Origin of the sequence: Kitasatospora sp. MMS16-BH015 (genome assembly GCF_002943525.1) — a bacterium.
Lineage (GTDB): Bacteria > Actinomycetota > Actinomycetes > Streptomycetales > Streptomycetaceae > Kitasatospora.
This window is the reverse complement of record NZ_CP025394.1, coordinates 7322179-7336036: the sequence shown is the minus strand read 5'-3', so window position 1 is coordinate 7336036 and position 13858 is coordinate 7322179. Positions and strand designations below refer to the sequence as shown.

Genomic DNA, 13858 nt, shown 5'->3' with positions numbered 1-13858 from the left:
AGCGCGCGGCGGGCGCGGTCCGGCCTGCGGCGGGCGCGGTTCAGCCTGCGGCGGGCGCGGTTGAAGCTGCGGCGGGGCGGTTCAGCCACTCCTCGGCGAGCATCCCGTAGGCCACCTGGTCACGGTGCTCGTCGGGGAAGGCGATGGCCCGGCGCAGCACGCCCTCCTCGGTGAAGCCCAGTCGGGTGGCCAGCGCGCGGCTGCGGGTGTTGGCGGTCTCGGTGTAGAGCGCCACCCGGACCAGCCCGAGCTCGCCGAAGGCCCGGTCCAGCAGCGCCGCGACGGTCCGGCTGACCAGGCCCCGCCCCTCGAACTCCCCGTCGATCCAGTACCCGATCACCCCGCTGCGGGCCGCCTTGTCGATCTTCAGCCCGGAGCTGCCGACCAGCTGCCAGCCGCCCTCGGCCCGCACCCCGATGATCACCGGCAGGATCCCGCCGTCCAGCCACTCCTGCGCCATCATCCGGATGTACCCCGTGGTGTCCGCCAGGCTGTTCTCGCCGAGCGCCCAGGGCTCCCACCGCGCCAGCCGGTCCAAGTTGGCGGTGAGCGCGGCGTGGTAGGGCTCGGCCACCTCGGGCGTCCGGGGGATCAGGACGGCGTCCTCCCCGAGCGGGTAGGTGAACATCGGGCGGGCGATCGTGCTCAACTCGGCTCCTCGGTGGGTTCGATGATCACGCCCACCCTAGGGCCCGTCTTCAAACCCCCGTCTGCGTGCCCCGGCGGCGGGGGTTTGAAGACGGGCCCTAGGGCCTCGCTTGCGGGCTCAGTGCGGGTGGCCGTTCCCGTCGGTGTTCAGCGTCTGGGTGTTGAACTTGATCTGCCAGACGATCACCCCGCCGTCCGGCTGCTCGCAGACCACCGCGCCGTCCTGCCAGATCCCGTCCGTGGCGTACCACTGGCTGCCGGCCGGGTCGCCCTGGTTGCAGTGCACGTCGTGCACGCCGAGGCCGGTGGTGAACCGCTGGCCGAAGCAGTAGATCCGGGCGGCCGGCGCCAGGTAGGGCACCAGGACGTCCAGCGCGTTGTCGCCGTCGCTGGAGACCCAGGGGAAGTACCGCAGTTGGGGCAGCAGCCAGGTGAGCAGGTCCTTGCGGGCCAGCTCCCCGCGCACCTGCTGCACCAGCTCGGCCAGCGAGTCGGCCGCGTCCGGGCCGTGGTTCGGCGCGCCCGGCTGGTGCCGGCCGACCAATTCGTGCAGTTTGCCGACCAGTTGGCTGATCCAGCGCCACCAGATCCGGTTCTGGAGCATCGGGCTGCGGGCGTAGTCCAGCGCCCCCGAGGAGGCCGCCGCGAGCAGCGGGTGGAAGCCTTCGGGCAGCGCGTGCACGGTCGCGATGTCGGCGGTCCTGAGATCGTCCACCACCCGGTAGCTGACCCCGACGCTGGCGGGGGCGTCCACGTCCAGCGCGGCCTGGTAGATGCCGTCGGGCGTCGAGAGCGAGAGGTGACCGTGGTACCACTGGCCGAAGTCGTGGGACGGGTCTCGGGTGAAGTCCTGGTAGGTGCCGATCGCGACACCGTAGGCGGGCAGGGGCATGGTGTCCTCACAGCCGCAGTGCGGCACGGCGAGCGGCGGGCCGCCGCCCGGCTCCACCTCCACTCTCCGCCTTCCGGCACCGCCCCACGACTCGGAGCGGGCAGGCTCAGAGCTCCAGCCGGCGGACCCGCTCGGCGTCGGAGGTGCGCGGGCAGGTGAGGCAGGCCTCGGCCGGGGCGATGGCGTAGTAGAGGCAGCAGCCGAGGCGGGTGCGGGTCAGGTGGCTGCGGCCGGCCGTGCCGGGGAGGCGGCGGAAGTCGGCGGCGCCGGGGAAGGGCGGGGTGTCGCCGGGCAGCAGGGCTTCGGCCAGGGCGACGGCCCGCTCCTCCTCGTCCCGCATCCGGCCGAGGTACCAGAGCCCGGAGGCCAGGTCGTCGGCGGCCATGCCCCAGAGCGCGCGCGGCCCGCGCTTGACGTACGGCTGGAACGCGGCGAGCACCGGCCCGAGCCGGGCCGCCAGCACCTCGCGCAGCTCGGACCCGTCGCCCGTCGGCGCGGATTCGGGGAGCGCGAGGGCGAACCGTCCGGTCCGGGCCTCCAGCCAGGGCTGCACCCCCTGCGGCACGACTCCGCCCAGGTACCAGGGCCCGCTGTGGAGCAGGCAGACCGACCAGAGGTAGTGGTGCAGCAGACGGGAGGCGGCCACGTGCGGCCGGGGCCGGGCGCCGTGCCGGGCTTCGATCCGGCCGGCCTCGGCCTCGATCAGTTCGGCCACCCGGAAGGGGAGTTCGGCAGCGGAGACCCAGTCGGAGCCGGGTTCGGCCGCCGGGTCGCCCAGCAGGGAGACCTCCAGGGCCGGGCAGTCGGCCAGCAGCTGACGGTACGTGGTGGCCGGCGCCGGCCCGTCGGCCGGCGGCTCGGCGAGCAGCGGACGGAGCAACTTGGGCAACGCAACCCCCCGAAGATCAGGTTTAGGTTAGGCTCGCCTACATAGATACCTGACGATCCCTTGACCGTCCATCGGGGCGAGCTTGACTTAGTTAGGTAAGCCTCACCTAATATCTCATCTCGTGCCTACCACTGCCACACCGGCTCCCCCAGTGCCGGCCCCGACCACCCGTACGGTGCGCCGACCCGTCGTGCTGCTGCTCGGCCTCGCCGTGCTCGGCCTCTGCGCCGCGCTCAGCCTTGCCCTCGGCTCCCGGCCGATCCCGCTCGGCACCGTGCTCGACGCCCTCACCGGCTCCGCCCACGGCGGCGACGCCGACGTGGTGACGGGGCTTCGAGTGCCGCGCACCCTGATCGGGCTGGTGGTCGGCGCCGCGCTCGGCGCGGCCGGGGCGGTGGCCCAGGGCGTCACCCGCAACCCGCTGGCCTCCCCCACCACGCTCGGCATCAACGCCGGGGCGAGCTTCGCCGTGGTCACCGCGATCTTCCTCTTCCACCTGGGCCACCCGCTCCAGTACGTCTGGTTCGCCGTCACCGGCGCCGGAGCGGCGGCCGTGCTGGCCTACGCGATGGCCCGCCGCTCCGGCGACCTCGACCCGGTGCGGCTCGCACTCGGCGGCACCGTGCTCACCGCGGTGCTCGCCTCCTGGACCTCCGCGCTGATGCTCGCCAGCCACCGCACCCTCGACGAGGCCCGGTTCTGGCTGGCCGGCTCGCTGAGCGGGCGCGGGCTCCAGGTGCTCTGGCCCGTACTGCCGTTGATCCTGGTCGGCCTGGTGCTCGCACTGGCCGTCTCCCCGGCGCTCAACGCGCTCGCCCTCGGCGACGAGACCGCCCAGGCGCTCGGCGTGCCGGTCACCCGGGTGCGGCTGATCGGCGGGCTGGCCGTGGTGCTGCTCGCCGCGGGCGCGGTGGCCGTGGCCGGGCCGGTCGTCTTCATCGGCCTGGCCGCCCCGCACCTGGTCCGCCCGCTGCTCGGCGCCGACCACCGCTGGCTGGTGCCCGGCTGCCTGCTGGCCGGCGCCGTCCTGCTGCTCGGCGCCGACGTGCTCGGCCGGGTGGTGGCCCGCCCCAGCGAGATCGAGGTCGGCATCGTGACCGCCTTCCTCGGCGCCCCGCTGCTCGCCCTGCTGGCGAAGAAGGCCGCCCGATGAACCCTCCCCCGAACACCTCGGCCGCCCCGAACGCCTCCGCCGCCACCAAGCCCTCCGCCCTGGCGCGGGCCCGCCGCCGCAGCCTGCTGCTCTGCGCGCTGGCCGCCACCCTGCTCGTCCTGCTCACCGGCCTCGCGCTGAGCACCGGTCAGGTGAAGCTCCCGTTCGCCACCGCGCTGCGCGCCCTGTTCGGGTCCGGCGACGGCGGCGACGTGCTGGTGGTCCAGCAGTTCCGCGCGCCCCGGGTGGTCTCGGCGCTGATCGCGGGTGCCGGACTGGCCGTCTCCGGTTCGCTGCTCCAGCGGCTGTTCCGCAACCCGCTGGCCTCCCCGGACGTGGTGGGCGTGACCGGCGGCGCCTCCTTCGGCGCCGTGCTGCTGCTGGCCACCGGCGCCAGCCAGGCGCTCATCCCGCTGGGCGCGGTCGGCGGCGGCCTGCTCGCCGCGGTGCTGCTCGGCGGCTTCGCCTGGCGGGCCAAGGTCGCCGTCTCCCGGCTGGTGCTGGTCGGGCTCGCGGTGCAGGCCGGGCTGGCGGCGGCGGTCAACCTGATGATCGTCCGCTTCCCGGCCGAACTGGCCGCCTCCGCGCTGCAGTGGACCACCGGCTCGCTCTACGGCCGCACCTGGACGGAGGTCTCGGTCGGCGGGGTGGCGATCCTGCTCACCTGCCTGGCCGCCTTCCTGGCCCAGCGTCGGCTCGCCGTGCTCGACCTCGGCGACGACTCGGCCGGCGGCCTCGGCCTGACCGCCGACCGGGCCCGGCTCGGCCTGCTGCTGCTCGCCGTGGTGATCGCCTCGCTCGCCGCCGGGCTGACCGGCCCGGTCGCCTTCGTCGCGCTGGCCGTGCCGCACCTGGTCCGCCTGCTGGCCGGCCCGCCGACCCCGGCCACCCTGGCGCTCACCGCCCTCACCGGCGCCCTGCTGCTGCTCGCGGCCGACCACCTCGCCCTGCACGTGCTGCCGGTCAGCGGCCTCCCGGTCGGTGCCGTCACCGCGACCCTGGGCGCGCCCTGGCTGCTCGCCCTGATGATCCGCCGCCCGGCCCACCGGAGCGCCTCGTGAACCGCACCGAGAGGAACCAGCCCGCCGTGAGCCCCACCATCCTGGCCGGTACGGACACCGCTGCCACCGAGGCCGCCGACCGGACGAGCACCGGCGACCGGCCGACCGGCAACCGACTCGCCGCGCACCGGCTCGACCTGCGCTACGGCGACCGCGCGATCGTCCAGGGCCTGGACCTGGAGCTGCCCGGCGGCGCCGTCACCGCGATCGTCGGCCCGAACGCCTGCGGCAAGTCCACCCTGCTGCGCGGCCTGGTCCGCCTGCTGGCCCCCAGCGCCGGCCAGGTCACCCTGGACGGAGCGGACATCCACCGACTGCCCGCCCGGGCGCTGGCCAAGCGACTCGGCCTGCTGCCGCAGCAGCCGGTCACCCCGGAGGCGATCACCGTCGAGGCGCTGGTGCGGCTGGGCCGCTACCCGCACCAGCGGATGCTCAGCCCCTGGTCGGCCGCCGACCAGGCCGCCGTGGAGCGGGCGCTGGAGCGCACCGGCACCGCCGAGCTGCGCGACCGCCAGGTCGACCAGCTCTCCGGCGGCCAGCGTCAACGCGCCTGGCTGGCCCTGGCCCTGGCCCAGGAGACCGAGCTGCTGCTGCTGGACGAGCCGACCACCTTCCTCGACCTGCGCCACCAACTGGAGGTGCTCGACCTGGTCTCCGAGCTGCACGCCGAGGCCGGCCGCACCGTGGTCATGGTGCTGCACGACCTCGGCCAGGCGGCCCGCTACGCCGACCACCTGGTAGTGCTCGACGGCGGCCGGCTGGCCGCCGCCGGGCCGCCCGCCGAGGTGCTCACGGCCGAGCTGGTCGAGCGGGTCTTCCAGGTGCCCTGCCGGATCATCCCCGACCCCGAGACCGGCACCCCGCTGGTCGTCCCCTTCGCGCGGCGCGCCCGCACCGCGTAACCGTCTGAACCAACCGAGGCTCCAGGCACGGCCGTTCGCCGTGCCTCACCCCCGTCATGCCCGAAATCACCCCCGTACCAAGGAAGTCCACCATGCTCCAGCGCCGTCTGCCGCTCGCCGTCCTCTCCGTCGCGGTCTCCGCCGGTCTGCTCACCGCCTGCGGCAGCAGCGGCAACACCGTGGACAAGGAGTCCGTCCCCGCCACCGACAAGCCGGCCGGCGACGCCGCCGCCGCCTTCCCGCGCAGCGTCAAGCACGCGATGGGCACCGCCGAGCTCAAGGCCCAGCCCAAGCGGGTGGTCGTGCTCGACAGCGGCGAGCTGGACGACGTGACCCTGCTGGGCATCACCCCGCTGGGCGCCGTCTCCCCGCACATGAAGACCGAGGGCGGCTTCCCCAACTACCTCAAGTCGAAGATCTCCGGCACCAAGGACGTCGGCCCGATGGCCGAGCCCAACCTGGAGCTGATCGCCTCGCTCAAGCCCGACCTGATCCTCTCCTCCAAGGTGCGCCACGAGAAGGTCTACGCCAAGCTCAACGCGATCGCGCCCACCGTGCTCGCCGAGACCACCGGCCAGCCCTGGAAGGAGAACCTGGCCCTCTACGCCAAGGCCCTGGGCAAGGAGGCCGAGGCCAAGCAGGCGCTGGCCGACTACCAGGCCCGGGCCGCCAAGCTGGGCGCCGAGATCAAGGCCAAGTACAACGGCACCATGCCGACCGCCTCGGTGGTGCGCTTCGTCGCCGGCCCGACCCGGCTCTACCAGAAGGCCTCCTTCAGCGGCACCGTGCTCACCGACGTGGGCCTGAACCGCCCGGCCAACCCGGACCTGGAGAAGGCGATGAGCGAGGTCAGCGCCGAGCAGATCAACCAGGCCGACGCCGACCTGGTCTTCGTCACCACCGCCGACGACCCGACCAAGACCAAGGAGAGCGAGATCCAGGGCACCCCGGTCTGGAAGGGCCTCAAGGCCGTCCAGAACAACAAGGTCTTCACCGTGCCGGACGAGACCTGGATGTCGGGCATCGGCGTGCAGGCCGCCGACGCGATGCTCGGCGACATCGCCAAGGCCGCGGGCGTCGACGCCCCCAAGTAGGCCGCTGCCCCTCGGGGGTGGGCGAAACCCGCCCGCCCCCGCTCCCCCGAACCACCGAGAGGACTCTTCGTCGTGCGGCTGTACCTGCTGGCCCTGAACCCCACCGACTCCGTCACCCAGGGCTTCCTGCCCGCCGCCGCGAGACTCGGCCTCTCCGTCACGGTGCTCACCGACTCCGTCGCCGAGCACCAACGTGCCTACCAAGGGCTGGAGTTCGCCCCCGAGGTGGTGGAGTGCCCGGTGCGCGACCACTGGGAGGTGATCAGCCTGATCTCCCGGCTGGACGCCCCGGCCGCAGTGTTCAGCAACAGCGACCACCTGCAGACCCAGACCGCGCTGGCCGCCGAGTACTTCGGGCTGCCGGGCAAGAGCTGGCAGGCCACCCTGCGGGCCAAGAACAAGGCCGAGCTGCGCCGCCACCTCGCGCTGGCCGGGCTGGACGAGGTCTGGTCGGCCGAGCTGCCCCCGGGCCGGGAGAGCGCCGAGCTCGACCCGCCGTTCCCCTGCGTGGTCAAGCCCCGCGAGGGCGTGGCCAGCGAGGACGTGGCGCTGGCGGCCGACGCCGAGGAGCTGGCCCTGCACTGCAAGGCGATCCGGCACCGCCGGCCCGGAGCGGTGCTGGTGGTGGAGGAGTTCCTGCACGGCGAGCTGCACACCCTGGAGACCCTGGGCGACGGCCACGGCCGCCGGCACGTACTCGGCGGCTTCCACACCCGGCTCTCCCCGCCGCCGCAGTTCGTCGAGGAGGTGCTCACCTTCGTGCCCGCCCACCCGCAGCCGGTCACCGACCAGGTGCTCGACCAACTCGACGCCCTGGGCGTGTCGTTCGGCGCCTGCCACACCGAGTTCGTGGTGCAGCCGGACGGCCGGGTACGACTGATCGAGGTCAACTACCGGGCCATCGGCGACCAGTGCGACCTGATGCTCGCGCAGATCCTGGCCGTCCCGTACTTCGAGCTGGTGCTCGGCGCCCACCTGGGCCGCCCGCTCCCGGCCGACCTGGGTGCCCGCACCGACCAGCGGGCCCGCAACGAGGTGGTCTGCGCCGACCGCGCCGGCACCCTCACCGCCGCCCCCGGCCCGACCGACCTGGTCCGCGACGGCGTCCGGCTGGCCTACCGCCCGCTGCGCCCGATCGGCGAGCACCACGAGCACTACCGCACCAACCGCGACTACCTCGGCGTGATCTGGGCCATCGGCCCGGACCAGGGCGAAGTCGACCGCACCGTCGCCGAGTTCATCGCCGCCAACACCTGGGAGATCACCCCGTGACCACCCCGACCACCACGACCGCCGTCGAGGAGCTGCTGACCCTGCGCGTGCTCGGCGCCCTGCTCCGCGAGGACGTGGCCGGCCTGCGCTCGGCCACCACCCTGGAGCAGCGCCCGGACGGCCCCTGGCTGGCCGGCGAGCGGCTGGCCCTGCCGGTCACCGCGGACGGCTTCCAGAGCACGTACACCGCCCGGCTGCCCCTGCTGCTGGTGGACGGCGTCACCCACCGCGAACTCGACTCCCTGATCGCCGCGTTGGCCGAGCTGGCCGAGCCCGGCGACCGGCCCGGGTACGCGGCCTTCGCCGAGGAGTGCGGGCAGACCCTGGCCACCATGCGGCTGCACGAGCGGGTGCAGCCCGAGGTGCTGGCCGGCCTGGCCGAGCGGTACGGCGCCGACCCGGCCGACTGGCGCGGCCTGGGCCCGAGCCTGGCCTTCGACACCCTGGCGGCCTACCTCGACCACCCGGTCTACCCGACCGCGCGCGGCCGATCCGGCCTGGACGAGGAGCAACTGGCGTCGTACGCGCCGGAGTTCCACTCCTCCTTCCTGCTCCGTTGGCTGGCCGTGCCGGCCGCCGAGCTCACCGTCGAGGGCCGCGCCCCGCTGCCCGGCTGGTGGCCCTCCCCCGAGCAGCTGGGCCTCACCGGGCTGACCGGCCCGCACCTGACCGTGCCGGTGCACCCGCTCACCGCCGAGGCGGCGCCGGCCGCCCTGCCCGGGGCCGTACTGGCCGACCGGCCGTATCTGGAGGTGCTGCCCACCCTGTCGATGCGCACCGTCGCCGTCGTCCAGGACCCGGCGCTCCACCTCAAACTGCCGCTCACCACCGCCACCTTGGGCCTGCGCAACCGACGCACCGTCAAGCCCGGCACACTGGTGGACGGCGCGGTGGGCCAGCGCATGCTGGAGGCCGTGCTGGCCCGCGAGCCCCGGCTGGCCGGGCGGATCCTGCTGGCCGACGAGCAGTGCTACGCCCACGCCGACCACGAGCTGATCGCCGTGCTGGCCCGCCGCTACCCGGCCGGCCTGGAGCAGGCCGTCACCGTGCCGCTGGCCGCGCTGCTCGCCACCGCCCCCGACGGGCGCCCGGTGGTCGAGCACCTGGCCGACCGGTACTACGCCGGCTCGCCGCTCGCGCTGTACGAGGCCTTCCTGGCCCTGCTGCTCGACTGGCAGACCACCCTCTTCGGCCACGGCATCGCGCTGGAGAGCCACCAGCAGAACACCTCGCTGGTGCTCGACCACCACGAGGGCCGCACCCGGCTGCGGCTGCTCTACAAGGACAACGACGGCCCTCGGGTCAACCCCGAACGGATGGGCGAACTGGCCCACTTCGCAGCCGAGTTCGACGACCACCGAGTGGCCGCGCCGAGCGACCGCCCGCTCACCGACCTGTTCACCACCATCACCGGCCACCTCTGCGCGGCCTCACTCGCCTTCGGCCTGGCCGCCCACGGCCACGCCCCGCTCGGCCGCACCCTAGGCCTGCTCCGATCCCACCTCACCGAGGCCGTGGACCGGCTCGGCCCGGCCGGGCAGCCGCTGCGCACCGCCCTGCTGGACGCGGCGGAGCTCCCGGTGAAGGCCATGGTCACGGCCGGCAGCCTGCTCAGCAAGGAGCGCTCCGGCGCCGCCGACATCAACAAGCACTACACCACCGGCCCCAACTACCTGGCGGTACCCACCAAGCAGGTCCCGACCGAGCAGGAAGGGCAGGCCAGGCAGGACGGGCAGGCCACTCCGACCGGGCAGGCCGAGCAGGCCGAGCAGCTTCCGACCGAGCAGGTGGAGTGCTGAGCGCCCCGGCGGCGCGGCCCGCCGAGCCCACCGAACCCGGTGCGGCCGCCGCACCCGCCGCGCCGCCCGCCCCGGCCGGGCTCGGCCGCCGCCAGGTGCACGCCGTGGCCGCCTGCTACTTCGTCGCCTCCTTCGCCGCCCTCGGCCTGCCGCCCTACCTGACCGCGATCCTCCCCAAGCTCGGTGACCCGAGCGGCAGCTGGGCCGGGGTGCTGTACATCGTGCCGACCGTCTTCAGCGCGCTCGGCGCCCCGCTCTGGGGCCATCTGGCCGACCGGTTCGGCCGCAAACGGCTGCTGCTGCGGGCCCAACTCGGGCTCGCCGTCTCCTTCCTGCTCGCCGGGGCGGCCGACAGCCTGCGCGCCTTCACGGTGGCCCTGGTGCTCCAGGGCTTCCTCGGCGGCACCTTCGCCGCCACCAACGGCTACCTGGCCGCCGCCCTGGAGGGCCCGCAGCTCTCCAAGGCGCTCACCCTGATGCAGGGCAGCGCCCGGGCCGCGCTGGTGGCCGCACCGATCCTGGTCGGCGCGCTCTCGCCGTGGATCTCCCCGCACCGGCAGTACCTGGTGATGGCGGTGCTGCCGCTGGCCGCCGCCCTGCTGCTGGCCCGGCTGCCCGAGCCGGCCCGCCCGGCCGACTCCGGTGCCGCCACCGCCGCGCCCCGGCAGCCCGGACCGCTCCGGCTGCTGTACACCCTGGAGTTCGCCTTCGTCTTCTCGACGATCGTCTCCTACCCGTACCTGATCGCCCTGGTCGAACAGCGGCTGCCCGGGGTCTCCGGCACCCTCTCCGGCCTGCTCTTCGCGCTGCCGCACCTGTGCTACCTGGCCTTCGCCGGGCGGGTGCACACCCTCTTCCTGCACCGTCCGACGGCCGGCATGGCCTTCGGCTTCGCCCTGGTCACCGCGGGCCTGGCCGGCCACTGGTACGCCCACTCGCTGCCCGCCTTCGTGCTGGCCCGGCTGGTGCTCGGCGCCGGGATGACCCTCGGCCTGGTCTGCCTCTCGGTGCTCGCGGCCACCGCCGCCGCCGGACGCCCGCCCGGCCGGATGTTCGGCACCCTCGAACTCGTCTCCAAGGGCGGCGCCGTGGCCGCCGGAGTGGTCGCCGCGCTGGTCAACAGCGGCTACGGCCCGACCGCTCCCGTGCTGGCCGGTGCCGCCACCGCGCTCGCCGCCCTCGCCCTCACCCTCCTCCCCCGGCCTGCCCGCCTCACCCGACGGAGCGCCTGATGCCCACCACCGCCACCGCGAACCGCACCGCCACCGCTCTCCATGGCGCCCCCGAACTCCCCGGCGCCGACGAGGCCGTGGCCCACACCCTGCTCAACTGCCTGCTCCGCGAGGTCTCCGCCCCCGAGCACCAGACCGCCGTCGCCGACGGCCGGCTCCGCCTGCGGCTGCCCCGCCGCGGCGTCGAGCTGCGCGTCCGGCTGCGCCGCACCTCGCTCTCCGGCGCCCACCGCTTCACCGGCCCGGTGCAGGAGCAGACCGCCCAGGGCCCGCGCGAGCTCAGCTGGCGCGAGCTGGCCGAGCACGTCCAGGCCGAGCTGACCCTGCGCAGCGGCGTCAGCAACGAGGAGTTCCTCCCCCAACTCACCTCCAGCCACGCCGGGATCACCGCCGCCCTGGCCGACCGCCCGGCCCCCGGACCGGACCGGTACCTGGAGTCGGAGCAGGCCCTGCTCTACGGCCACCGCTTCCACCCGGCCCCCAAGTCCCGCTCCGCCGAGCGCGGTTCCTGGTCGGCGTACGCGCCGGAGGCCCGCGCCTCGTTCCGGCTGCGCCACCTGGCGGTGCGCAGCGAGCTGATCGCCGAGCGGGCCACCGACCCGGCCGCGCTGGCCCTGCTGGACGGTCTGGCCACCGTGCCGGCGGGCTACCGGCTGCTGCCCGCCCACCCCTGGCAGTACGAGCTGATCGGCGACCACCCGCTGCTGCTGGCCGCGATCGAGCGCGGTGACGTGCTCGACCTGGGCGAGGCCGGCGAGCCGTTCACCCCGACCGCCTCGGTGCGCACCCTGGCCGGTGCGGGCGCCTTCCTCAAGTTCAGCCTGAACGTGCGGATCACCAACTGTCTGCGCAAGAACGCCGCGTACGAGCTGACCGGCGCGGTGGAACTGGACCGGGTGCTGGCCGGGCCGCTGGCCGACCTGGAGCAGCGCTTCCCCGACGCGGCGATGCTGCGCGAGCCGGCCTTCCGCACCCTGGCCCTGCCGGGCCCGGACGGGCGGGTGGACCAGGCGCTGTTCGAGGGCTTCGGCCTGATCGTCCGCGAGGGCCTGGCCGGGCGGCTTCGCCCGGGCGTCACCCCGCTGCTGGCGGCGGCCGTGGCCGACGAGTACCCGACCAGCTCGGCGCACCTGTCGGTGCTGCTCGCCGACGCCGGCCCCGAGCAGGCGGGCGAGTGGTGGGCGGCGTACCTGAAGCTGGTGGTGCCGCCGGTGCTGGCGGCCTACTTCGACCACGGCGTGGTGCTGGAGCCGCACCTGCAGAACGTGGTGCTGGGGGTGGACGCCGAGGGCCGCCCGGCCCAGGTGCTCTTCCGCGACCTGGAGGGCACCAAGCTGCTGCCGGAGCAGAACGCGGCCACCCTGGCCGCGCTGCCGCCGGAGGTGGCCGCCCCGATGAGCTACGACGCGCAGCGCGGCTGGGACCGGGTGGTCTACTGCCTGCTGGTCAACCACCTCTCCGAGCTGGTCTCCGCGCTGAGCGACCGGCACCCGGAGCTGGAGCCGGAGTTCTGGGCGGCCGTGCGGGCCGTGCTGGAGGAGTACGCGCAGCAGCACGGCTGCCCGCCACGGCTGAGCGCGCTGCTGGCCGGGGTGCCGCTGCCCGCGAAGGCCAATCTGATGACCCGCTGGGAGCGCAAGGCCGACCGGGAGGCCGGGTACGTCCCGCTGCCCTCGCCGCTCGCCGCCGAGGTGCTGGCCCAGGCCGCGCTGGGCGGTGGCCGATGAGCGCCCCCGCCACCCCCGCTGTCCGCGCCCTGCTCGACACCCTTGGCTCCGAGCAACTCCCCAGCTACGTCTACGACTTGGCCGATCTGCGGGAGCACGTCGGCGCCGTCCGGGCCGCGCTGCCCGAGCGAGTGGAGCTGTACTACGCGGCCAAGGCCAACCCCGAGGCGCCGATCCTGGCCGCGCTCAGTGGGCTGGTGGACGGCTACGAGGTCTCCTCCGGCGGCGAGTTGGCGCATGTCCGGGCCACCGTGCCGCAGGCGCCGCTGGCCTTCGGCGGGCCGGGCAAGACCCCGGCCGAGATCGCCGCCGCGCTCGCCCTCGGGGTGCGCCGCTGGCACGTGGAGAGCGAGCAGGAGCTGCGGCTGCTGGCCCAGCTGGCCACCGAGCCGGTGGACGTGCTGCTGCGGGCCAACCTGCCGGTCGGCTCCGGCCAGCTCAGCTCGGTGGCGCTGGCCATGGGCGGCCGGCCCACCCCGTTCGGGCTCGACCCGGAGCAGGTGGAGGGGTGCGTCCGGCTGCTCGCCGGGCCAGGCTTCGAGCGGCTGCGGCTGCGCGGGGTGCACGCCCACCTGGCCAGCGGCCTGGACGCGGCCGAGCAGCTGGCCCTGGCCAGGCGGATCGTCGGCTGGTCGGCGGCGCTCGCCGAGCGGCACGGCTTCGAGCTCGCCGAGGTCAACGTCGGCGGCGGCATGGCGGTGGACTACGCCGACCCCACCGCCCGGTTCGACTGGAAGGCGTTCGGCGCGGGCCTGGCCGAGCTGCTGGCCGCCCACCCCGGACTGACCCTGCGGATCGAGCCGGGCCGGGCGCTCACCGCGTACTGCGGCTGGTACGCGACCGAGGTGCTGGACGTGAAGCGCAGCCACGGCGAGGACTTCGCCGTGGTGCGCGGCGGCACCCACCACCTGCGCACCCCCGCCACCCGGGGCCACTCCCAGCCCTTCACCGTCACCCCGGTCGAGAGCTGGCCGCACCCCTGGCCCCGGCCGGCCGTCGGCACCGGCCGGGTCACCCTCTCGGGTCAGCTCTGCACCCCGAAGGACGTCCTGGCCCAGGACGCCCCGGTGACCGCCCTCCGAGCGGGTGACCGGGTGCTGTTCGCGATGGCCGGGGCGTACGCCTGGAACATCTCGCACCACGAATTCCTGATGCATCCGCGCCCGGACTTCCACTTCTTGGGGTGAGC

General features: G+C 74.7%; 12 protein-coding genes. 9 read left to right on the top strand and 3 right to left on the bottom strand.

Features of this window, described 5'->3' with window-relative positions; all coding sequences use genetic code 11:
- Window positions 1-40: 40 nt before the first annotated feature.
- From CFP65_RS31360 to CFP65_RS31350, 3 genes are all read right to left on the bottom strand, one after another.
- Complete coding sequence (locus tag CFP65_RS31360) at window positions 41-649, bottom strand: GNAT family N-acetyltransferase (RefSeq protein ID WP_104819344.1); 609 nt, start codon at window positions 647-649, stop codon at window positions 41-43.
- 117 nt (window positions 650-766) lie between these two features.
- Window positions 767-1603, bottom strand: a complete 837-nt coding sequence (locus CFP65_RS31355; RefSeq protein WP_104819343.1) for a DUF2278 family protein — start codon at window positions 1601-1603, stop codon at window positions 767-769.
- Window positions 1604-1646: 43 nt separating this feature from the next.
- On the bottom strand, window positions 1647-2429 hold the full coding sequence (locus CFP65_RS31350) for a (2Fe-2S)-binding protein (RefSeq protein WP_104819342.1): 783 nt from the start codon (window positions 2427-2429) through the stop codon (window positions 1647-1649).
- A 175-nt stretch (window positions 2430-2604) separates the two neighbouring features.
- On the opposite strand from CFP65_RS31350, the gene CFP65_RS31345 reads away from it, so the two are divergent.
- The 9 genes from CFP65_RS31345 (at window position 2605) to CFP65_RS31305 (ending at window position 13856) form a co-directional block, all read left to right on the top strand.
- Window positions 2605-3582 carry an iron ABC transporter permease gene (locus tag CFP65_RS31345; RefSeq protein WP_254552659.1) on the top strand — a complete coding sequence of 326 codons (978 nt, stop codon included), beginning with the start codon at window positions 2605-2607 and terminating at the stop codon, window positions 3580-3582.
- Complete coding sequence (locus CFP65_RS31340) at window positions 3579-4643, top strand: iron chelate uptake ABC transporter family permease subunit (RefSeq protein ID WP_104819340.1); 1065 nt, start codon at window positions 3579-3581, stop codon at window positions 4641-4643. Before CFP65_RS31345 ends, CFP65_RS31340 begins: the two co-directional genes overlap by 4 nt.
- A 137-nt stretch (window positions 4644-4780) precedes the next feature.
- Entirely contained in the window at window positions 4781-5545 is a 765-nt protein-coding gene (locus tag CFP65_RS31335) for an ABC transporter ATP-binding protein (protein WP_254553176.1), read from the top strand.
- 92 nt (window positions 5546-5637) lie between these two features.
- Window positions 5638-6639, top strand: a complete 1002-nt coding sequence (locus CFP65_RS31330; protein ID WP_104819339.1) for an ABC transporter substrate-binding protein — start codon at window positions 5638-5640, stop codon at window positions 6637-6639.
- A gap of 72 nt (window positions 6640-6711) precedes the next feature.
- Window positions 6712-7911 carry an acetyl-CoA carboxylase biotin carboxylase subunit family protein gene (locus tag CFP65_RS31325; RefSeq protein ID WP_104819338.1) on the top strand — a complete coding sequence of 400 codons (1200 nt, stop codon included), beginning with the start codon at window positions 6712-6714 and terminating at the stop codon, window positions 7909-7911.
- Window positions 7908-9710, top strand: coding sequence for an IucA/IucC family protein (locus CFP65_RS31320; RefSeq protein WP_254552658.1), 1803 nt, complete (start codon window positions 7908-7910; stop codon window positions 9708-9710). Before CFP65_RS31325 ends, CFP65_RS31320 begins: the two co-directional genes overlap by 4 nt.
- The gene (locus tag CFP65_RS31315; protein ID WP_371682483.1) at window positions 9704-10942 is read left to right on the top strand and encodes an MFS transporter; all 1239 of its coding nucleotides are present in this window, start codon (window positions 9704-9706) and stop codon (window positions 10940-10942) included. Before CFP65_RS31320 ends, CFP65_RS31315 begins: the two co-directional genes overlap by 7 nt.
- Complete coding sequence (locus CFP65_RS31310; protein ID WP_104819337.1) at window positions 10942-12669, top strand: IucA/IucC family siderophore biosynthesis protein; 1728 nt, start codon at window positions 10942-10944, stop codon at window positions 12667-12669. The genes CFP65_RS31315 and CFP65_RS31310 overlap by 1 nt, the downstream gene beginning before the upstream one ends.
- Window positions 12666-13856 (top strand): type III PLP-dependent enzyme, encoded by a 1191-nt coding sequence (locus tag CFP65_RS31305; RefSeq protein WP_104819336.1) that lies wholly within the window; start codon window positions 12666-12668, stop codon window positions 13854-13856. The genes CFP65_RS31310 and CFP65_RS31305 overlap by 4 nt, the downstream gene beginning before the upstream one ends.
- Window positions 13857-13858: the final 2 nt, after the last annotated feature.

Bases quoted from the DNA above. Each gene is read 5' to 3' on its own strand.
- CFP65_RS31340 (WP_104819340.1), top strand. From the start codon at position 3,579: ATGAACCCTCCCCCGAACACCTCGGCCGCCCCGAACGCCTCCGCCGCC.
- CFP65_RS31310 (WP_104819337.1), top strand. From the start codon at position 10,942: ATGCCCACCACCGCCACCGCGAACCGCACCGCCACCGCTCTCCATGGC.
- CFP65_RS31330 (WP_104819339.1), top strand. From the start codon at position 5,638: ATGCTCCAGCGCCGTCTGCCGCTCGCCGTCCTCTCCGTCGCGGTCTCC.
- CFP65_RS31305 (WP_104819336.1), top strand. From the start codon at position 12,666: ATGAGCGCCCCCGCCACCCCCGCTGTCCGCGCCCTGCTCGACACCCTT.